This window comes from Niabella aquatica, from assembly GCF_054779315.1.
The window spans coordinates 143,357-163,384 of sequence record NZ_BAAGYM010000020.1 but is presented as its reverse complement, the minus strand read 5'-3'; the positions used below and the strand labels follow the sequence as shown (position 1 = coordinate 163,384).

The window sequence follows — 20,028 nt, the reverse complement described above, 5'->3', positions numbered from 1 at the left end:
CCTATATATGATTCGCGGCCAACGCATTACAATCTTGTAAGACCGGGTAGTCAGGCCAGGTTTCTCAGCATATTATCAAACGTTTTGCCGTCAATCATGCATGCGCCAAAACTTTCTAAATATTCAGTATATACCTGGCAGTCTATCAGCTGTACTCCCTCAGTGATAAGATGTTGTACATATTTAACAAAAGCATATTTAGAAGCGTTGCTTACCAGGCTGAACATGCTTTCACCGAAGAAAACCTTACCCAGCCTGATGCCATATAAGCCACCAGCCAGTTCACCATTTTGCCAAACCTCTGCGCTATGGGCATAGCCCAGCTCGTGCAGCCTGGTATAGGCCGCAATGATCTCGTGGCTGATCCATGTGCCGTCCTGCCCGGCCCTTGACACATTTTTGCAATGTGTTATAACACGGCTGAAATCTTTATTTACTGTAAACTCAAAGGCATTCCTGTTCAGCAAAGGTTTCAGGCTTTTAGCGATCTTCATTTCGTGCGGAAACAATACAAAGCGGGGATTGGGACACCACCAGAGAACAGGCGGCTCATTATACCAGGGGAATATGCCGGAGCGATACGCAAGTAATAATCTTTCTACAGATAAATCGCCGCCTATTGCCAATAACCCGTCTGGTTCTGCCAGGTGCACAGGAGGAAAAGTAACCGATTCATCAAGGGCAAAAATTGCCATTAGCTAACTGAAGATTGTATTTTGAGTATGAGTATTTTTTCAGAGAGTTTATGAAACCACTTCTTCAACAGTAGCGTTAATACCTCTGTCAAGAATGGCATCGCACATGGGTTTAAGGTCATCGTATTTACCTTCTTTTACAGCATATTTTCCTTTAAAATGAATAATGTATGAACATTGTTCGGCCTGTTCAAAGCTATGGTCGCACACTTCCATCAGGGTTTCGATCACCCATTCAAAAGTATTCACTTCATCATTCCAAACAATCAGCTGGCACAATGATGCGGTAGCTGTAAGTACTGCTTCATCTTCTAAAAACTTTGTATAGGTGCTGCTTTGCATGGTGCAAAGATAAATTTTTCTTCAAATTTTGTTTTGAGGTATTTTAAAACAGGTATATAAGATTTTGCTTTCAGTGATAAGGTATCACAGCAGCAAAGCAGCTTGAAATGTTCTGTATTTTAAACAGATCTTGATATCTGTTATTCAGACAAAAGGTTCAGCGCTTCCAGATCCAGGTTGGCAGTGAATAAAGCTATGCAGGCCCGTTCTTTGCATTGAACAAACCAATATGGAGTTTTCGTTTGGCACATTCCTTGTTTGAACACAGGTGCCTTTTTTCTTTTAATCTAAATCCATACTTTATGAAACAGTTTTTGTCATCCATTTTATTGATTTTCATTGTCTTATTTGGTTTTTCGTCATGTAGTAAAACGCGTGACGGGCTTGGACTTGATACCATTAATAATTCGGCAAGAGTAGGTAAATGGGAAAATATTACCTACCAGGTTTATATAGGCACTTCAAGCGAACCAATATCTTCTGCCAACCTTACAGAGGGTGCTGCATATGCAAAGTTCCAATCGGATAATAAAGTGCATTTTTATAATAAAGATGGAGTAGACAATCCGGCGGAAGCCAAAACATATTCGTTTATTGATACCAAATCAATTATATATGATGGTAATGAATATGATATACAGGAAAATCTTGTTGGGTCTTTTACTAAAATGACCCTACAGCGTACTACAACTACAGGTAGGGAAGTGTATATCTTCGAAAGATAGCTGGAAATGATTATTACCTGCTGAATCAGGTTTTGGCCCGCATATCATGCCGGGCCTTGTTTCATTTTACACCTGTCTACAACGTTTTTTTTAAGTCTTCAGTTAACTTTCGATCTTTTTAAATATCTTAACCGCTTGTAAAATATAGCTTGTTATATTAATTCGAAAACTACAAAAAGGGAGAACTTTTTTTATGGCAGATAACGTATATGATGCGATTGTTATTGGCAGCGGTATAGCCGGTGGCTGGGCCGCAAAAGAACTTACAGAAAAGGGCCTGAAAACAATAATGCTTGAACGAGGGCGCGATATCAAGCATGTGCAGGATTATACCAGTGCCAATAAAAACCCCTGGGATTTTCCCCACCGGGGCAGCAGAACTCAGGAAATGATCAAAGACTATCCTGTGTTAAAAAGAGATTATCCGCTAAACGAAACCAATCTCGATTTTTGGGTAAACGAAAAGGATTGCCCTTACGTAGAAACCAAGCGCTTTGACTGGTACAGAGGGTATCATGTAGGGGGCAGATCGCTGATGTGGGGACGCCAAAGTTACCGCCATAGTGATATAGATTTTGAAGCTAACGCTAAAGAAGGGATAGCGGTAGACTGGCCTGTGCGCTATAAAGACCTTGCTGCCTGGTACAGCTATGCTGAAAAGTTTGCAGGGATTAACGGGAGCAATGAAGATTTTCCCGGTTATCCGGATGGTGATCTTATGCCTGCGATGCCGCTTAACTGTGTTGAAAAAGATGTGGCCGGCAGGATCAGGAAATATTACAATGGCTCACGCATTATGACCAATGCGCGCGTGGCTAATATTACGAAGCCGCTAGAAGGCCGCACTGCCTGTCAGTACAGGAATAAATGTTGGCTCGGGTGCCCGTTTGGTGCCTATTTCAGCACGCAGTCATCGACCTTGCCCGCAGCTATGAAAACAGGCCATCTTACCTTGAGGCCGTTTTCTATTGTTACCCGGATCATTTACGATAAAGACACGCAAAAAGCTAAAGGGGTGGAAGTGTTAGACGCTGAAACCAACAAAACCTACGAATACTTCGCTAAAATAGTTTTTGTATGTGCTTCTGCTTTAAATTCTACCTGGGTGCTGATGAACTCGGCTACCGACATCTGGCCGGGAGGGTTGGGCAGCAGCAGCGGTGAGTTAGGCCATAACCTTATGGATCATCATTTCCGCTGTGGCGCATCGGGCAGGGTAGAAGGTTATGAAGATAAATACTACTTTGGACGAAAGCCAAGCGGTATCTATATTCCACGCTTCCGGAATATTGGTAATGATAAAAGGGATTACCTGCGTGGCTTTGGCTACCAGGGCGGGGCCAGCAGGCAGAACTGGCAACGCCAGATAGCTGAGCTTAGCATTGGTGCACCGCTTAAAGATGCGCTTTGTGAACCTGGATCCTGGACCATGGGTCTTGGTGCTTTTGGTGAGACACTTCCCTATCATGATAATAAAATAACCCTTGATAAAAATGTGAAGGACAAATGGGGGCTTCCTGTTCTGAACATAGACGCAGAAATAAAAGAGAACGAAAAAAAGATGCGTATCGATATGATGAATGACGGCGCCGAAATGCTGGAGGCCGCAGGATTGAAAGATGTACATACTTATGACAGTGAATATGGTTTTGGGCAGGGCATTCATGAAATGGGAACTGCACGTATGGGCCGCGATCCTAAAACGTCAGTACTCAATGGCAACAACCAGGTGTGGGATTGTAAGAATGTGTTTGTAACCGATGGTGCATGTATGACCAGTGCCGCCTGTGTGAATCCATCGCTTACTTATATGGCGCTTACTGCAAGAGCAGCGGACTTTGCTGTAAATGAACTGAAAAAAGGAAACTTATAAGTTGTGGCGGCCGAATGACAGTTGACGGTAAATACAGGGAAAGGCTGGCAGCAATATTATTTGTGCTACTACATCTTTACAAATAAAGCGCAGATCAATGATAATGCAGAATAGTTTTTATTTAAAGGGTTTACCGGTTATCTATCAATTATTCCCTGTCATACTATAAAATCAATAAATATGAACAGAAGACAAGCAGTACAAAAAGTTGCGCTACTGATGGGCGGCGCTGTTTTGGGAGGAGAATTGTTCATTCAAACGGGCTGTAGGCCTTCTGCAAAGGAAGGTGGCGGGGCAGGCACCGGCTTCTTTAACCAAGAGAAAATAGCTTTCCTTGATGAGATCGCCGAAACCATTATACCGCGTACTGAAACACCCGGCGCCAAAGATGCCGGTGTAGGTGAATTTATGAATGTGATGGTACGGGACTGTTATACGCCAGACGATCAGGAAATTTTCAGGAAGGGATTAGATACCATAGAAGCGATGAGTAAAGAGCAATACGGTAATGGCTTTATGCAACTAACACCGGAGCAGCGTACCCTATTATTAACGGCCTTGGATAAAGAGGCAAACGAGTACACTCAAACATCGGAATACAAAAGTAAAAGAGATGAACTCGCTGCCCGGGAAGCAATAAAAGACTCTGTTGAGAAGCGCAAAGGTAATTTTAGCTATGTAAAAGCGGTGATGCCCAAGCATTATTTCAGTATGATGAAAGAGCTTACTTTACTGGGCTTCTTCACCTCCGAGCCAGGTGCCACCAAAGCGCTCCGCTATGCAGCTGTTCCTGGTAAATATGATCCCTGTATGCCTTATACAAAAGGGGATAAGGGGTGGGCTACCTAAAAACGGGTATTATGCGTGCATGATTTTATGCAGGATAATGACCCTTTGAACCGCAACATATCGAAGGCCTACCTGGGCATCTTCTGTATAATTTTATGCGATGATAGTATATGTTTTCTATCACTCAGCTGCAACCTAAACTATTTCCACAATTCAGGCATTTATAGCAGGTGCCGCTTCTGATAGTAATATGGCCGCAAACATTACATGCCGGGGCATCGCTCTGCATACTTTTCACTGCTGCATTTACTGCATCAAGCCCTGATGCATCAGTGGTTTTTTTGGGGAGGCTACCGACAACACGCATATCACTTACTTCATGTACCCGCTCGCCAATAGTAGGGGTATTTTCATCCCAGTTTTCATCATCCCCGTCATTATCTGGGTTGTCTGCTTTATCCAGCACATGCACCAGGTCAGTACGGCCCAGGTAATCGTAAGCCAGTGCACGGAAAATGAAATCAATAATAGAAGTAGTCGATTTTATATTCGGGTGCTGCACCATACCCGAAGGCTCAAAGCGGGTAAATGCAAACTTTTCTACAAACTCTTCCAGCGGTACACCATACTGCAGGCCAATGGAAACCGCAATCGCAAAACAATTGAGCATACTGCGCATGGTAGCTCCTTCCTTCGCCATATCAATAAATATTTCGCCTAAGGTTCCGTCGTTATACTCTCCGGTCCGTAAGAAAAGTGTTTGCCCGCTTATTTTGGCTTTTTGTGTAAAACCCCTGCGTTTGGCGGGTAAAGTACGGCGCTCAACAATCATAGCCAACTGGCGCTTTAAGCGGGTATCGGCGCTGTTCTGCACCCGTTTATTTACTTCTTCTAATAATTCTTCAATAGTAAGCCTGCCCAGGTCAACAATATGAGTGCCGGCAACCGGTGATTCGGTTTCAGCTGCTGCTGCATCCGCTTTCTTTTTCTTATTGACCGTATTACTTAATGGCTGGCTGAGCTTAGAGCCATCACGATATAAGGCACAGGCCTTCAGCCCCAGTTCCCAGCTCAGCTTATAGGCATCGGCAATTTCTTCAACAGCCGCTTCGTTGGGCAGGTTAATAGTTTTGCTGATGGCACCACTTAAAAAAGGCTGTGCTGCGGCCATCATGCGGATGTGCCCATGTGCATGAATGTAGCGTTTGCCGGCAGGGCCGCACTTATTAGCGCAATCAAAAACAGCCAGATGCGCTTCTTTCAAATGAGGTGCGCCTTCAACGGTCATAGTTCCACACACATACGTGTTCGCTGCCTCAATCTGCTCCCCGGTAAAGCCTAAGGCCTCCAGCAGGCTCCAGCTGAAATCATTATAGTCTTCCGGTGTAAAGCCCAGGCGTTGCAAGCAGGCTTCTCCCAGGGTGAATACATTAAATGCAAAGCTGATCTCGAAAGCAGTGGCCATAGCTGCATTGAGCTTTTCTATTTCATCTGTTGTAAACCCTTTAGCAATAAGACGTTCCTCATTTATATAAGGTGCATTTTTTAATGTGGCATGCCCCCTTGCATAATTTACAATACCTTCAATCTGCCGGTCGCTATACTTCAAAGTACGCAATGCCTGTGGCACGCTTTGATTGATGATTTTAAAATAACCGCCACCGCTCAGTTTTTTAAACTTTACCAGTGCAAAATCGGGTTCTACGCCGGTGGTGTCACAGTCCATCAGCAAACCAATGGTGCCGGTTGGGGCAATAACTGTGGTTTGCGCATTACGATAGCCGTATTGCTCACCCAACTGAACGGCTTTATCCCATGCACGTGTGGCCGCTTTTAAGAGGTAGTCGGGGCAATGAGCCGCATCAATACCCATTGGTTTTATTTGCAGGCCTTCATAGGCCTCGCCTGCATCATAGGCTGCTGCACGATGATTGCGCATCACGCGCATCATGTGTTGTTTATTTGCTTCAAAGCGTGGGAAGGCTCCCAGATACGAGGCCATTTCTGCCGATGTAGCGTAAGCCACGCCTGTCATGATCGCTGTAACAGCACCGGCAATGCCACGTGCCGCATCACTGTCGTAAGGAATACCACTTACCATCAGCATACTGCCCAGGTTAGCATACCCCAATCCAAGTGTACGGTAATCATAGCTTAGCTGTGCTACTTCTTTGGAGGGGAACTGTGCCATCAGTACCGAGATCTCCAGAACGGTTGTCCATAAGCGGCAGGTATATTCAAAACCGTCAACATCAAAAAGATTTTCTTTTTCGTTGAAAAACTTACGGAGGTTTACACTGGCCAGGTTACAGGCTGTATTATCTAAGAACATATACTCGCTGCAGGGATTGCTGGCGCGTATAGATCCGCCTTCAGGGCAGGTATGCCATTCATTAATAGTGGTGTCATATTGTGTTCCGGGATCGGCACAACGCCACGCCGCATAATTGATCTGGTTCCAGAGGTCCTGCGCTTTGATGGTCTTCATCACCTTCCCATTGCTCCTTGCTTTCAATTCCCAGTTGCCATCTGCTGCCAGCGCTTTAAAAAATGAATTGGGAATGCGGACAGAATTGTTGCTGTTTTGACCGCTTACTGTCCGGTATGCCTCACCTTCATAATCGCTTGAATAACCTGCTGCTATTAAAGCCGCTACTTTATCTTCTTCTTTTACTTTCCAGTTCACAAATGCTTCAATTTCGGGGTGGTCTAAATCGAGGCAGACCATTTTCGCGGCACGCCGCGTGGTTCCCCCGCTTTTAATGGCGCCTGCAGCCCGGTCGCCTATTTTCAAAAAGCTCATTAAGCCGCTGGAAGTGCCGCCACCACTAAGCTTTTCCCCTTCGCCACGTATATTGCTGAAGTTAGTGCCCACGCCACTCCCGTATTTAAAAATACGGGCTTCACGCACCCATAGGTCCATGATACCACCCTCATTTACCAGGTCATCATCTACGCTTAGAATAAAGCAAGCATGAGGCTGTGGCCTCTCATAGGCGCTGGTAGATTTTTTTAATTCGCCGTCTTTAGGATCAACATAGTAATGCCCCTGGGGCTTGCCGGTAATACCATATACTTCATACAAACCGGTGTTAAACCATTGCGGACTGTTGGGCGCGCAGGACTGGCTGAGCAGAGAATAAACCAGCTCGTCATAAAATACCTGTGCATCCTGCCGGCCTGCAAAGTAGCCATACCGTTCGCCCCACATGCGCCAGCAATGCGCCAGCCGGTGAGCTACCTGCTTCACGCTGGTTTCCCTGCCTGTAGTGCCGTCAGGCCGGGGAACGCCTGCTTTTCTGAAATATTTTTGTGCCAGGATATCTGTTGCTATCTGGCTCCATTGCTTAGGTACTTCCACATCATCTAACCCGAATACTATTTCGCCCGTTGGGTTTTTGATCAACGAGGTACGATAGTCATATTCAAACATATCATAAGGACTGATATCGTCTTTTGTAAATTTCCTGGAGAATACAAGACCTGTCTGTGTGGATTGTTTACCTGCCATCTTAGATTTGTTTAAAGGTGAAAAGGGGTGAAACAGCAGGTCTAAATTATTCTATGTTACAGAAGATTCCGAGAAACAAATATGCACAAATGTGGAAAACGGGAATCCAGATTACCTAAAACAAAGCCAGCAGCTAGGTAGTTGAAAAAATGTAATTTATTATATTGATCTATATCAATTCTTTGACTTTAGCAATCACCCTGTCTATTTCTTCTTTGGTATTATGCCTGCTGAAAGAAAAGCGGATGGCCATTTTACCGGGATCGCCGGTGATCGCATTAATTACATGCGAACCCTGGCTGGCGCCACTGCTGCAGGCGCTTCCGCCTGATACACAGATGTTATTGATATCAAGATTGAACAATAACATGTCAGATTTGTCGGTGATCGGGAAAGATACGTTAAGAACAGTGTACAGGGAGCTCCCGTTATAATCTCCATTAAAGCTGATACCGGGAATATGGGCCTGTAGCTGCCCGGCCATATATTCTTTAAGGTCCCGTATATAGGCTGAATCTTTTTCATAGTTGGTCATTGCCAGCTCCAGGGCTTTGGCAAAGCCTACGATGCCGTATACATTTTCGGTACCTGCACGCATATTGCGTTCCTGTCCCCCGCCGTGTATCATTGGCCGGGCCTGTATATCGCGGCTTATATATAAAATACCTGTTCCTTTAGGTCCATGAAATTTATGACCCGTAGCGGCAATAAAATCTACCTGTATGCGACTGAGATCAATAGGATAATGGCCAACAGTTTGCACACAGTCAGAATGAAAAACAGCATTATACTTTTTACATAATGTACTTATTGCGTTTATACTCAGCAAATTGCCTATTTCATTATTGGCATGCATCAGGCTAACCAGGCATTTTTTGCCTGCTATGGCCAGTTGTTCTTCCAGGCTGTTTAGATCTATATGCCCGTCCGGCAACAATTTTACAAACCCTGAAGTGACATCTTCTCCGCAGGTATAATGGCGCACCGTATGCAATACAGCATGGTGTTCAATGGGAGATGTAATGATATGTTTGCACCCCAGATCGCGGATAGCAGATAGGATGGCTGTGTTATTGCTTTCTGTTCCACCGCTGGTGAAAAATATTTCGCCGGGATGGGCACCCAGTAATTTAGCCACGGTTTTGCGTGCATTTTCAACAGCAAGGCGGGTTTCGCGGCCGTAGGAGTATATAGAAGAGGGATTGCCAAAATAAGTAGTCATATAAGGCAGCATGGCCTCTAATACTTCTTTATCAAGCGCTGTTGTTGCAGCATTATCTAAATATATTCTGTCCATAACAGGGAGTGAGCTAAAAATATAAGGAGCAAAGTTAAGAAACAAAAAGATCGGTGTTCTATGATTTTGGTCATTATTGCGTATCTATAAAACTGTAAATTTTTAAAAGGAGGTGCCGGAAAAGAAAAGAGTTTTTTTATGATTGTACAGCTATAGGACCATTTAGTAACTAACCCCCTTTTTCCCCATTATTCTTTCAGGATTGGAAAGTGGCTCAAAGCCATACTGTGCATAAAGTCCATGCGCGTCCTGTGTGGCAAGCATCAATCTCCGTACTTCAAAACTTTCTGCCAGGTTGCAAAAAGCCTGTACCATTGTTTTAGATAATCCTTTTCCCCGGTGAGGTTTCAGTATAAAAATATCGGCCAGGTAAGCAAATACAGCCTGGTCAGTTATCATACGTCCGAAACCGATTTGCGCTCCCTGGCTATCATATATGCCTAAACATATGGCGTTTTGAATCGAACGCTCTACTATAGCGAGCGGAATACGCTGCGCCCAGTAACTTTCTTCACTCAGGTATTTATAAACTACAGCTATTTGAATTTTTGATTTATCGAAAGAGAACAAATAGTTGTTTTCATAAAAATCATCAGGTAATGTATTGAAGAGCATTTTATAATATAAATTGAATGAGCTATATTGAATCTGGTTGGTTACAGGGATTGTTTTTCCGGCTGGCGTATGATCTTTTTATGATACCTGCGCAGCTTCTTTTTAGCGCCGGGCAGGCCTATGCTTGATTTAATACCCTCAAGCGTGGTTTTGATAATATAGTTGATAGCCGATTTTTCCTGCCAGCGCTCAAAGAAAACCAATGATTCTTTTCCCCTGTTATTTTTGCGCACAATAAATATCATAGCCAGCCTGCTCACCAACCTGTTTATAAAGGTTTGATTAGGCAGATCGTTCTTGTTAAGGAGGCCTACATTCAGGCCTCTGTAATTCATGTATGCAGTGCCAATAGCAGCATCGTTATTGCCAATGGCATTTACACTAAGGCTTTTTAAGCGGCCATCAAAAACTTTAGCACCCACCAGCGGCACTAATACTGTATTGAATTTTGTAAGATCCATAGGTCCTGTAGTAAGGTTCATACGCATATAACCCGTGGTGTCTGCGTAAGACTGTGCTACATCAAGCGTTGTATGCAGACTGCCCAGCACATCTGCGGTAGCAAGTATATAAATACTATCCTCAGGTTTTATATCATAGTTTTTAATATGGGTCATCAGCACGTTCAGGTTATCTACAGGAATAACACCTAAGGTATCTGTATTAGGATTGATTTCCCAGTAAGTAACGTGCATGTTATGGATGCGTACACTATCTATATCAAGACTGCCTTTGAGCTTTCGTAGCATTTCAGCAGGAAGTGGTTTATATTTGATCACGGTGTCCGGCTGTGTTTTGTCTTTGAAAGTAAACAGGTTTACATCATTCAGTTCTATACTGCCAATGCTCAAAATGCTGTCGTGGCTGTATTTTTCCAGATCAATAGGCCCGCCGGTAATTTTTCCGGTGTGTATTTTTAAATAATCTTCATTAAAGGCCTTGGCGATCCTGTATGCTTCAACAGGTTGTTTGGGCTCCAAACTCAATGAATCCATGCCTAATACCCTGTCTTTTACTGTAAATCCGTACCACTGCAAGGTATTTTTTCCCGTGGCAAATTTTCCGTTAGTGCCGTTTATATGCAGCTTATTGCTGTTAATAAGGATATCAACAGGGCTTTGAATGTATTTCGAGCTTAATGCAATATTACGCACATCGCCTTTATCCAGCTCCAGTACCGAATTGTTTTTCCCCAGGCTGTCAAAAGCCATCTTATCTAAAGAAAGAATGTTCATACTGGTTTGCCAGTCCAATTTGCCCTGGTCGTTTTTTTTCACCAGCACATCGTTGAATTCAAGATTCAGTTTATTATCGTTGGTGGCGGTTCTTTTACCTTTTGAGCTGATAAACTCAAAATTGGTAAGAAACATTTTTACCTGGTCTGCTTTAACAGGTATCTCCGGAACAGATGCTAAATTAGTAACCTTAAGATAACTGTTTAGCTGAACCCCATCCCAGTTTATATAGCTTGCTGAATCATTTTTATTAATAAGTGTAAGCTTTATGTCGGGCCTTTCAAAAAGCGCAGCACCAATATTTATTGCTGTTCCTTTTTTCTTTGCATCCTGTGCTGTCTTTTCTTTTTTCCCGAGCCTTGCAGTAACTACAGGGTCTGTAAGAACGATGCCCTGTAAGGTGAGGCTACCTGCCACTATTTCTGCAATATTAGGGATGATTGTAAGCCTGGGAACAGCGGCGATGATAGAATCGATCTGGTTTATTTTTTCAAAATGAATATTTTTCAGCACACTGTTATTCTTATCTGTAATGTCCATTTCTGCAACAGATGCCCGCATATCAGGGCCTGAAAAAAACAGGTCTCTTCCATCAAGGCTCAGCCCTTTTATGTCGGGCTTACCTGCTGCATTGTTTGCAAATTCATTTACAAGAATACTATTGAAATAGCCGGTCAGCTTATTTTGCTTAATTGTGAGGTCAATATCAGTATGATTCCCCTTTATATTTCTTAGGAGCAGCAATGTTTTTGCTTTGCGCGGCTTAGCTGTTTTATGCTGCCTGGTTTCGTTTGTCTTATCCAGTATAATGTTTGCCCTGTTCCAGCTCACGCCGTTAACTATTAAACTCTGGCGGGTGCTGTCTAATACTATGTCTCCCAGGTGTATATTGCTGGCATTGGCTTTAATATCGTTGGATCGCAGCGACATATTTGCGGCTTTTAATCCGCTTTTATTTTCTGAAAGCTCCACTTTATTAAGATGAGCTATAAGATCATCTTTTTTGAATACGCCTTTATCGAAGTTCAGCACGTTTACAGAACGCTGCACACTCTTGATTTTATTGGCGCTGGTGAGATCATTGGCCCGCAGGTCAAGATTGGTATTGAACAGGCTAAGAGAAGCGCCATTGCTAAACCGGAATACAATATCGCCCTCATGTATCAAAAGGTTTTTCAGATCCATCACATCATCAATGTTATTAAGCGTTTCAAAAAGATTTTTTGAACGCTTTTTTTTCTTTTTCCCATTGGTAGTATAATCTACTACAGGACTGAAGAACTCTGCGCTCCTGGCCGAAAAAATGTTATCATATAAAAGCGATTCCCACGAAAGTCCGCGTACCCTGAAGCTCGGCATAGCCAGGATCTTAACTGTGCGGCCCCGATCATACTCTTTAAAGGAAAATTTATTCAGGTTGATCACATCATCTTCAAATCCGATACTGTCAAAAGCAATCCTGTAGCGCCCGTCGTTTAATACATTCTCAAAGTTGTGCAGGGTCATGATGAACTTGTCCAGGTGAACCGGCCTTTCCTCATTCTGGCGTACTGCCAATCCATATATTTCAAAATTATTATTACGTGATGAAAAAGTGCTGGCCTTAGCTTTCTTTATAGTGCTTACGTCAATCTCTGCATTTTTAACCCCTACATAATTAAGCACCATATCACCCAGCAATTGTTGTATAACGGCATCCACACGTTCAACACCTACTTTTCTTTTCCCTGTATTTTTTTGTTTTTTATTTGTTTTCTGATCACTGTCTATATCCAGGAAAATTTTCGGGCGGCTGCAGAATACCGAATCGGCAATGATCGTTTCATTACTGTACAAAGAATCAAAATTGATATTGGTAAGCTGCAGTTTGTCAAAGAATATCCTGAAAGAGGTTCTCGAGCTGTCTCCTTTTAAAGCACGCACCGTACAGCTGTCAAATTCTACCCGCTGGTTCGCGAGGTTTACCCTGAAATCTTTAAAAGCGATAAAATGCCTGCCGCCGGGAAATACCAGGTGCTGATCAAATGTTCTTATAGCAATATTATCTGTAAACGTGATCTTTTCTTTTCCCTTTTTTCCAGACTGTGTTGAATCAAACTGTAAATTATCCAGCTGTATATAAATATTGTTTACAGCGAAAGGCGTTTCATTTTTTTGAGTGTTGTCAATAAGCGAGAAGCTCCCGTCATCCAACCTGAATTTGTCGATCTGTAAAACATTGATCGCATCTGTGATAGACTTTGATATACGGCCCATTTCCTCTGCTACTGAAAAATTACTGTTCGAAGTATCTTTACCTGCTTTATTCTTAACACGGGGAATATTCCTGGTAAATACCACAGCCGGCGATTGAAGCCTGATGGAATCTATCAGGATTTCCCTGTTAAAAAGCAAAGGCAGAAAGCCCCTGGCTTTAATAAGGATCCGTTTGGTGTTAACAGCATAGCTCGTGGCTATAGTAGAATCATTTGAAATAATAGAAGCTTTCTGAAGCTCTATTTTGTTTTTGATCCAGTTGAACCTGAACCTGCCTACTTTTAGTTTCAGCTTTCCTTTTGACTGTGTATAAACTATTTGCTCCAGCGCTTCTTCGGCATGATCTATAAACCAGAAGTTAAATGCAAGTATAGCGGTAGCTATGATGCCGAATAGTATAAGGCCCGTACGATAGGTAAACCTTTTAAAGCGCAAACGCCTCAGCTTCAGCTCCCGTAAATTGATCTTTTTTTTCAAGCGACGGATATTGTTTACAGACAGTCAAAAATGTATATGCCGATTAAAAATACATAAAAGGCCGGATAAAAAATACCGGCCTTTCAAACATGAACTTTTATCTTTTTAACTTACCTGGCTGCCGTCTGCCGTTGCCGCATCGCTGCTTACAAATTTTAACTTACCGTCTGTATCTTCTGCCATCAGTATCATTCCGTTACTTTCAATGCCCCGCATTTTCCTCGGGGCAAGATTGGCCACCACCACTACTTTTTTCCCGACAATGTTTTCGGGCTGAAAATGGAGGGCAATACCCGAAACAATCGTTCTTTTTTCGAAACCCAGATCAATGACCAGCTTTAATAACTTATCTGCCTTTTCCACTTTTTCGGCAGATAATATCGTACCGGTACGAAGGTCAATTTTAGCAAAATCATCAAATTGTATTGCAGGCTTAACGCTTAACGCAGAAGGCTGAAGGTTTGCTGCTTCCTGCATTTTACTTTCAGCCTCAGGCTTTATACTTCCTGCTTTCAGCTTTTGTATCTGCGCTTCTATTTCCATATCCTCAATTTTCCTGAATAAAATTTCCGGTGCGCGCAGGCTGTAGCCTACGCTCAAAAGATTGATTTTGCCGGCATTATCCCATTCCAGCATTTTATCGACCACTTTCATCATGTGCAGCATTTTTTTAGCGGTAGCCGGAAGGAATGGGTTGATCAGAATAGCGAGGTTGGCGGTTAGCTGTAAGCATAAATGCAGGCAGTTGTCAATATTTTTTTGAGCTTCAGGATCTTCGGCCAGTTTTTTAGCTACTATCCAGGGCTCTTTCTCCTGCATGTATTTATTACCCTTACGGCTCAGGTCAATCACCTCATACAGCGCATCTCTAAAGCGGTAATGCTCCAGCGCAGTCTGTACTTTTGCTTTTGATGCTTCAATATCTGCAATGATCAGCTGGTCTTTTTCGTCCAAAACGTCTGTATGCAGCTTAGGAACTTTACCGCTACATAATTTGTGCATCAGTACAAAAGTGCGGTTTACGAAGTTCCCGAAAATAGACGCCAGCTCATTATTATTCCTGTCCTGGAAGTCCTTCCAGGTAAAATCATTATCCTTATTTTCGGGGGCGTTGGCACATAGCACATAGCGCAATACATCCTCACAGCCCGGGAAATCTTTTATATACTCATGTACCCATACTGCCCAGTTGCGGCTGGTAGAAACCTTGTCTCCCTCAATATTTAAGAACTCATTGGCCGGCACGTTATCAGGCAATACAAATCCACCGTGCGCTTTCAGCATGGCAGGAAAAATGATACAGTGAAAAACGATATTGTCCTTACCAATGAAATGCACCAGCTTGGTATCTTCTTTACACCAGTAATCAGCCCATTTATCTGTCAGTTCTTTGGTGGCAGAAATATACCCGATTGGCGCATCAAACCATACATACAGCACTTTCCCTTCTGCACCGGGCAAAGGCACTTTGATACCCCAATTACTGTCGCGCGTCATAGCACGGCTTTGCAGGCCGTTATCGAGCCAGCTTTTGCACTGTCCAAAAACATTATTTTTCCATTCCGTATGTTCTTCCAGTATCCATTTTTTCAAAAATCCCTCATAGTTCTGTAAAGGGAAATACCAGTGTTTGGTTTTCTTTTTTACCGGTATCGCATCGCTCAGCGTACTCCGGGGATGGATCAGTTGCTCCGGCGATAAAGAGCTGCCGCATTTTTCGCATTGGTCGCCATATGCATTGGGATTATGACATACCGGGCATTCGCCGGTGATATAACGGTCGGCCAAAAACATATGGGCCTTTTCATCGTAGTACTGCTCACTCTCTCTTTCCTCAAACAAGCCCTCATCATATAATTTTTTGAAAAAATCGGAGGCTGTTTGATGATGTACAGGACTTGTAGTTCTGGAATAGATATCAAAAGAGATACCCATTTGCTCCATGCTATGCTTTATTTGCTCGTGGTATTTATCTACTACCTGTTGCGGTGTTACCCCCTCGTTCATGGCACGAATAGTAATAGGCACACCATGTTCATCACTGCCCCCTACAAATTTCACATCCCTTTTTTGTGCACGTTGGTAACGCACATAAATATCTGCCGGTATATAGCAACCTGCCAAATGCCCGATATGTATAGGTCCGTTTGCATAAGGCAACGCTGCTGTAACCAAAACCCTGTTAAACTCGCTCATAACCTGTAAAAATGCTTTTATTTAGCCTGCAAAAGTAGTTAATTATAGGGCAATTAGCTAATGGTTCATAGTATATAGTTCATGGTTCATGGAACTTTCAGGCTTTCTGTCTTCCGGACTTTCTTTTCCACAAAAGCAATAAATAGGGAATTGCCCCGTAAATTTGCTGCCCAAATTAGACTTAAGAATATATGCCTCTTATTAAAAGTATATCCGGGATCCGTGGAACTATAGGTGGAAAAACCGGCGCAACACTTTCGCCTGTTGATGTGGTGAAGTTTACTGCTGCCTATGGTGCTATACTTAAAAAAAACACCGGCAGGGACAAAAAAATTAAAGTAGTGATAGGCCGCGATGGCCGGATCAGCGGTGCCATGATCAGTAGCCTGGTTCAGTCTACCCTTTCTGCAATGGGAATAGAAGTAGTTGACCTGTGCTTAAGTACCACTCCTACAGTAGAAATTGCCGTTCCTATGGAGAAGGCAGATGGGGGTATCATTCTTACAGCCAGTCATAACCCTAAAGAATGGAATGCACTGAAGCTGCTAAATGAAAAAGGAGAATTTATTGATGCCGAAACCGGCCAGGAACTGTTAAAAATTGCCGAAGCAGAAGATTTTGATTTTGTCGCGGTAGACAGGCTGGGGAAAGTAACTACAGATGATTCCTACATGCAAAAACATATTGATGCCATTCTTAAATATCCTTTGGTAAATAAAAAAGCTATTGCTGCAAAAGGGTTTAAGGTAGTAGTGGATGCGATCAATTCTACCGGCGCCACTTTTGTGCCTGCGCTGTTACATGCGCTTGGCGTAGAAAAAGTGACCGTACTGAACAAAGAGATTACCGGGAATTTTGCTCACAACCCTGAGCCCTTACCCCATCATCTTACTGAATTGAGCAATGCTGTTGTTAAAGAAAAGGCGGATCTGGGTATTGCGGTAGATCCTGATGTGGACAGGCTCTGCTTTGTATGTGAAGATGGTAGTATGTTTGGCGAAGAATACACGCTGGTTGCAGTTGCAGATTATATACTTTCTCAACGTGGGGGCAATACTGTAAGTAATATGAGCAGCACCAAAGCGCTTAAGGAAATTACGGTTAAAAGAGGCGGTGAATATTTCCCTTCGGCTGTAGGCGAGGTAAATGTAGTTGCCAAAATGAAAGTTCATAATGCAGTGATCGGCGGGGAAGGTAATGGGGGTATTATTGTACCGGACTTTCATTATGGCAGGGATGCGCTGATCGGTATTGCTTTATTCCTTTCACAACTGGCTAATCAAAAAGGCAGCATCAAATCTTTACGCCGCCAGTACCCGGATTACTTTATCAGCAAGAATAAAATTGAACTGGACAGCAGCATTGATGTAAAATCTGTTTTTAAGAATATTAAAAAGAAATATGCCAGGAACCCGATCAATGAAGAGGACGGGTTAAAAATAGAATTTGATAATGACTGGGTACATCTCCGCACTTCCAATACAGAGCCTATTATCCGTATTTACTCGGAGAGTGATTTTGAAAGTAAGGCCAATAATATAGCCCACAGGCTCATGGAGGATATAAAGGAAGAAATTAAATAGCCAAAATTGTTCTATGTTTGAGTATGGTTTGTTGCGTAGTATAAACAACAGGCCGTAAACACTATAATGAGCTCAAAAATCAGGCGGCAAAGTATTATTTCTTCCCTTATTATATATAGCGGATTCCTGATCGGGTTCGTTAACGTTTATTTCTTTACAAGAAACGGTGCTTTTTCTACAGACCAATATGGTTTGTATAATATGATTATTGCTGCAGGCTCTTTCTTATCCTCTGTGGGCAGCCTGGCCATGCCGGGTTATATACATAAATTTTTTCCTTATTACCATGACAGGTTACCGGCCGAAAAAAACGACCAGATCAGCTGGGCTTTGGTGATCAGTTTTCTGGGCTGTGTACTGGTAGCTGTTGGTGGCTGGGTATTTAAGGGACTGGTTATACAAAAGTTCGGCTCCAACTCAGCTCTTTTTGTGCAGTATTATACCTGGCTGTTCCCTTTTGTGTTTGGTCTTATTTTATACAATGTGCTGGAAGCCTATGGATGGGTGTTGCAGAAATCTGTTCTCACTACATTTATAAAAGAAGTAGAATGGCGGTGTATTATTACTATTCTTGTTGTTTTATTTTCTTTCGGCATTATTAAAAGCTTCGACACTTTTGTGATGCTTTTCTCACTCTCTTATTTTGCACTTTTTATTACGTTGCTTATTTATTTAGTAACAACTAAAAAAATACATCTCACGCTTAAAGCAAGTGTGGTAACCAAAAAATTCCTGAAAAAAATTACTGCTTTTTGTGGATTTGTATTTGGCGCCGGTATTGTTTTTAACCTGTCAGCAATATTCGACACCATAGTAATAGCCTCTGTACTGCCTAACGGCCTGGAAAAAGCCGCTGTTTTTTCCCTGGCACAATTAATGACGGGCATTATTCAGGCACCACAACGAAGTGTGGTTGCCGCCGCCGTACCGCATTTGTCATTTGCATGGAAAAACAAGCAAATCCAAACGATCCAAACTATTTATCAAAGGTCTTCTATTAATTTACTCATAATTGCCTGTGTTTTATTTGTACTGATTGTATTAAATTATAAAGATGCGGTCATCACTTTTAATATCAACCGTGATTATTTGCTGGGCTTCCTGCCATTTGTTTTTTTGGGCCTTACCAGGGTGATTGATTTGGGTACCGGCGTTAATGCACAAATTATCGGCACTTCTAATTTCTGGCGGTTTGAACTATACAGCGGCCTGGTATTAATGGGGTGTATGTTGCCGCTTAGCTACTTACTCGCCAAGCAATTTGATATATTGGGGCCTACCATCGCCGGACTGATATCTGCTATTATTTATAATGCCTTTCGTATTGTTTTTTTATGGAAAAAATACCAGCTGTTTCCTTTTACTCCTAAGTCTGTTTATGTGCTTAATATTGCCCTCGCTGTATATATGATTACCTGGTTATTATTTGAGGGCTGGAGCGGGTTAACCGGTTTATTTACCCGCAGTATTTTTGCTTTGCTGCTATTTATTGGCGGTATATTAATACTGAAGCCCTCGCCGGATATCAGGCCTGTTCTACAGGCGTTGCTGAACCGCAGCCCCTGGCGTGAAAAATAAAAGCAGGGCTGCTGATAAGGCTGGTGCTATAACTGGCGTATATACCTGGCAGGCAGCGCCCTGCTGGCCGGAATGTGTAAAAGATATCCGTAAAAGAACTGATGATTTTATCTATGTTGCAAAATCCCGGTACCGCTCAGCAGTATACATGCAGGCTCCGTAAATAAAATTTATAGGCTACGCTCTTATTACCAAAGTATATTGTAGGGGTCCAGTTCGTAAATCACACCGAAACCAAAGCTATAATATTTATTAGGGTTATTGATGTTCTCTCCTGTTCTGTTATCAAGATTTTTGGTAAAGAACCTTATGTTTCCCTCTGCGAGGAGCTTCACCCTGCTGTTGAGCCTGTATTTAACTCCTCCGCCTACAGGCATGGCAAATCCGGTTTTGTCTTTGCTTTCTTTTGGTCCTTCGCTGGAAGAATAATTAAACAGTGTATACGCCCCAGCACCAACATTTATAAACGGAGAAGCCTTGTGGGAGTAAAGATCGATAAAATCATATTCAGCCCTAACGGTTGCTTCGGCCATTTCTGTCTGAAACTCACCGTTGGGCTTTACTTTCTGGGATGCAACATCTGTATTCTTGCCTCTCATCCGGCCACCAAAAAGCTCTCCCCGTATATATAGGTTATCCCAAACTTTTCTCCTGTACACCAGCGACGCGTATAAAGAGCTATGACTGGCTAAGCCTGCATCAACAGCAAACCTGCCTGAATAGGAAAGCGCGCCGAAATTAAAACCAAGGCTGTTCTTTTGAGGAGTATACTTCTGCGCCTTTGCACTACCCGTACAAACTAAAAATGTAATAATTACAACTGTTATTAAAGATTTATTCATTTTCATGTAGGTAA

The 20,028-nt window shown here is 42.7% G+C and carries 13 protein-coding genes; 5 read left to right on the top strand and 8 right to left on the bottom strand.

Features of this window, described 5'->3' with window-relative positions; all coding sequences use genetic code 11:
- Positions 1-50: 50 nt before the first annotated feature.
- Positions 51-695: a leucyl/phenylalanyl-tRNA--protein transferase gene (gene aat / locus ACYVBM_RS16090; RefSeq protein ID WP_460686712.1), complete on the bottom strand. Its 645-nt coding sequence runs from the start codon at positions 693-695 to the stop codon at positions 51-53.
- 48 nt (positions 696-743) lie between these two features.
- Complete coding sequence (locus ACYVBM_RS16085) at positions 744-1,037, bottom strand: ATP-dependent Clp protease adaptor ClpS (protein ID WP_460686711.1); 294 nt, start codon at positions 1,035-1,037, stop codon at positions 744-746.
- Positions 1,038-1,339: 302 nt separating this feature from the next.
- Here ACYVBM_RS16085 and ACYVBM_RS16080 point away from each other — a divergent pair, with 302 nt between their 5' ends.
- The 3 genes from ACYVBM_RS16080 (at position 1,340) to ACYVBM_RS16070 (ending at position 4,484) form a co-directional block, all read left to right on the top strand.
- The gene (locus ACYVBM_RS16080) at positions 1,340-1,762 is read left to right on the top strand and encodes a hypothetical protein (protein ID WP_460686710.1); all 423 of its coding nucleotides are present in this window, start codon (positions 1,340-1,342) and stop codon (positions 1,760-1,762) included.
- Between the two features lie 193 nt (positions 1,763-1,955).
- On the top strand, positions 1,956-3,635 hold the full coding sequence (locus tag ACYVBM_RS16075; RefSeq protein ID WP_460686709.1) for a GMC oxidoreductase: 1,680 nt from the start codon (positions 1,956-1,958) through the stop codon (positions 3,633-3,635).
- Between the two features lie 180 nt (positions 3,636-3,815).
- Positions 3,816-4,484 carry a gluconate 2-dehydrogenase subunit 3 family protein gene (locus ACYVBM_RS16070; protein ID WP_460686708.1) on the top strand — a complete coding sequence of 223 codons (669 nt, stop codon included), beginning with the start codon at positions 3,816-3,818 and terminating at the stop codon, positions 4,482-4,484.
- Between the two features lie 124 nt (positions 4,485-4,608).
- Here ACYVBM_RS16070 and ACYVBM_RS16065 read toward each other — a convergent pair whose 3' ends face one another.
- The 5 genes from ACYVBM_RS16065 to metG all read right to left on the bottom strand — a co-directional run bounded on the left by ACYVBM_RS16065 (position 4,609) and on the right by metG (position 16,011).
- Positions 4,609-7,935 carry a vitamin B12-dependent ribonucleotide reductase gene (locus ACYVBM_RS16065; RefSeq protein WP_460686707.1) on the bottom strand — a complete coding sequence of 1,109 codons (3,327 nt, stop codon included), beginning with the start codon at positions 7,933-7,935 and terminating at the stop codon, positions 4,609-4,611.
- 169 nt (positions 7,936-8,104) lie between these two features.
- Positions 8,105-9,232 carry a cysteine desulfurase family protein gene (locus ACYVBM_RS16060; protein ID WP_460686706.1) on the bottom strand — a complete coding sequence of 376 codons (1,128 nt, stop codon included), beginning with the start codon at positions 9,230-9,232 and terminating at the stop codon, positions 8,105-8,107.
- A 162-nt stretch (positions 9,233-9,394) separates the two neighbouring features.
- The gene (locus ACYVBM_RS16055) at positions 9,395-9,847 is read right to left on the bottom strand and encodes a GNAT family N-acetyltransferase (RefSeq protein ID WP_460686705.1); all 453 of its coding nucleotides are present in this window, start codon (positions 9,845-9,847) and stop codon (positions 9,395-9,397) included.
- A gap of 41 nt (positions 9,848-9,888) precedes the next feature.
- On the bottom strand, positions 9,889-13,815 hold the full coding sequence (locus ACYVBM_RS16050; protein WP_460686704.1) for an AsmA family protein: 3,927 nt from the start codon (positions 13,813-13,815) through the stop codon (positions 9,889-9,891).
- A 105-nt stretch (positions 13,816-13,920) separates the two neighbouring features.
- Positions 13,921-16,011: a methionine--tRNA ligase gene (gene metG / locus ACYVBM_RS16045; RefSeq protein ID WP_460686703.1), complete on the bottom strand. Its 2,091-nt coding sequence runs from the start codon at positions 16,009-16,011 to the stop codon at positions 13,921-13,923.
- A gap of 191 nt (positions 16,012-16,202) precedes the next feature.
- Here metG and glmM point away from each other — a divergent pair, with 191 nt between their 5' ends.
- Both glmM and ACYVBM_RS16035 read left to right on the top strand, forming a co-directional pair.
- Entirely contained in the window at positions 16,203-17,594 is a 1,392-nt protein-coding gene (gene glmM, locus ACYVBM_RS16040; RefSeq protein ID WP_460686702.1) for a phosphoglucosamine mutase, read from the top strand.
- 66 nt (positions 17,595-17,660) lie between these two features.
- Positions 17,661-19,172 (top strand): lipopolysaccharide biosynthesis protein, encoded by a 1,512-nt coding sequence (locus ACYVBM_RS16035; RefSeq protein WP_460686701.1) that lies wholly within the window; start codon positions 17,661-17,663, stop codon positions 19,170-19,172.
- Positions 19,173-19,360: 188 nt separating this feature from the next.
- Here the strand turns inward: ACYVBM_RS16035 and ACYVBM_RS16030 are convergent, their stop codons facing one another.
- Positions 19,361-20,014, bottom strand: coding sequence for a DUF6089 family protein (locus ACYVBM_RS16030; RefSeq protein WP_460686700.1), 654 nt, complete (start codon positions 20,012-20,014; stop codon positions 19,361-19,363).
- Between the last annotated feature and the right edge of the window lie 14 nt (positions 20,015-20,028).

What these genes read in the sequence shown, in the direction of transcription:
- aat (WP_460686712.1), bottom strand. Translation starts at nt 695, where the DNA reads ATGGCAATTTTTGCCCTTGATGAATCGGTTACTTTTCCTCCTGTGCAC.
- ACYVBM_RS16085 (WP_460686711.1), bottom strand. Translation starts at nt 1,037, where the DNA reads ATGCAAAGCAGCACCTATACAAAGTTTTTAGAAGATGAAGCAGTACTT.
- ACYVBM_RS16080 (WP_460686710.1), top strand. Translation starts at nt 1,340, where the DNA reads ATGAAACAGTTTTTGTCATCCATTTTATTGATTTTCATTGTCTTATTT.
- ACYVBM_RS16075 (WP_460686709.1), top strand. Translation starts at nt 1,956, where the DNA reads ATGGCAGATAACGTATATGATGCGATTGTTATTGGCAGCGGTATAGCC.
- ACYVBM_RS16070 (WP_460686708.1), top strand. Translation starts at nt 3,816, where the DNA reads ATGAACAGAAGACAAGCAGTACAAAAAGTTGCGCTACTGATGGGCGGC.
- ACYVBM_RS16065 (WP_460686707.1), bottom strand. Translation starts at nt 7,935, where the DNA reads ATGGCAGGTAAACAATCCACACAGACAGGTCTTGTATTCTCCAGGAAA.
- ACYVBM_RS16060 (WP_460686706.1), bottom strand. Translation starts at nt 9,232, where the DNA reads ATGGACAGAATATATTTAGATAATGCTGCAACAACAGCGCTTGATAAA.
- ACYVBM_RS16055 (WP_460686705.1), bottom strand. Translation starts at nt 9,847, where the DNA reads ATGCTCTTCAATACATTACCTGATGATTTTTATGAAAACAACTATTTG.
- metG (WP_460686703.1), bottom strand. Translation starts at nt 16,011, where the DNA reads ATGAGCGAGTTTAACAGGGTTTTGGTTACAGCAGCGTTGCCTTATGCA.
- glmM (WP_460686702.1), top strand. Translation starts at nt 16,203, where the DNA reads ATGCCTCTTATTAAAAGTATATCCGGGATCCGTGGAACTATAGGTGGA.
- ACYVBM_RS16035 (WP_460686701.1), top strand. Translation starts at nt 17,661, where the DNA reads ATGAGCTCAAAAATCAGGCGGCAAAGTATTATTTCTTCCCTTATTATA.
- ACYVBM_RS16030 (WP_460686700.1), bottom strand. Translation starts at nt 20,014, where the DNA reads ATGAATAAATCTTTAATAACAGTTGTAATTATTACATTTTTAGTTTGT.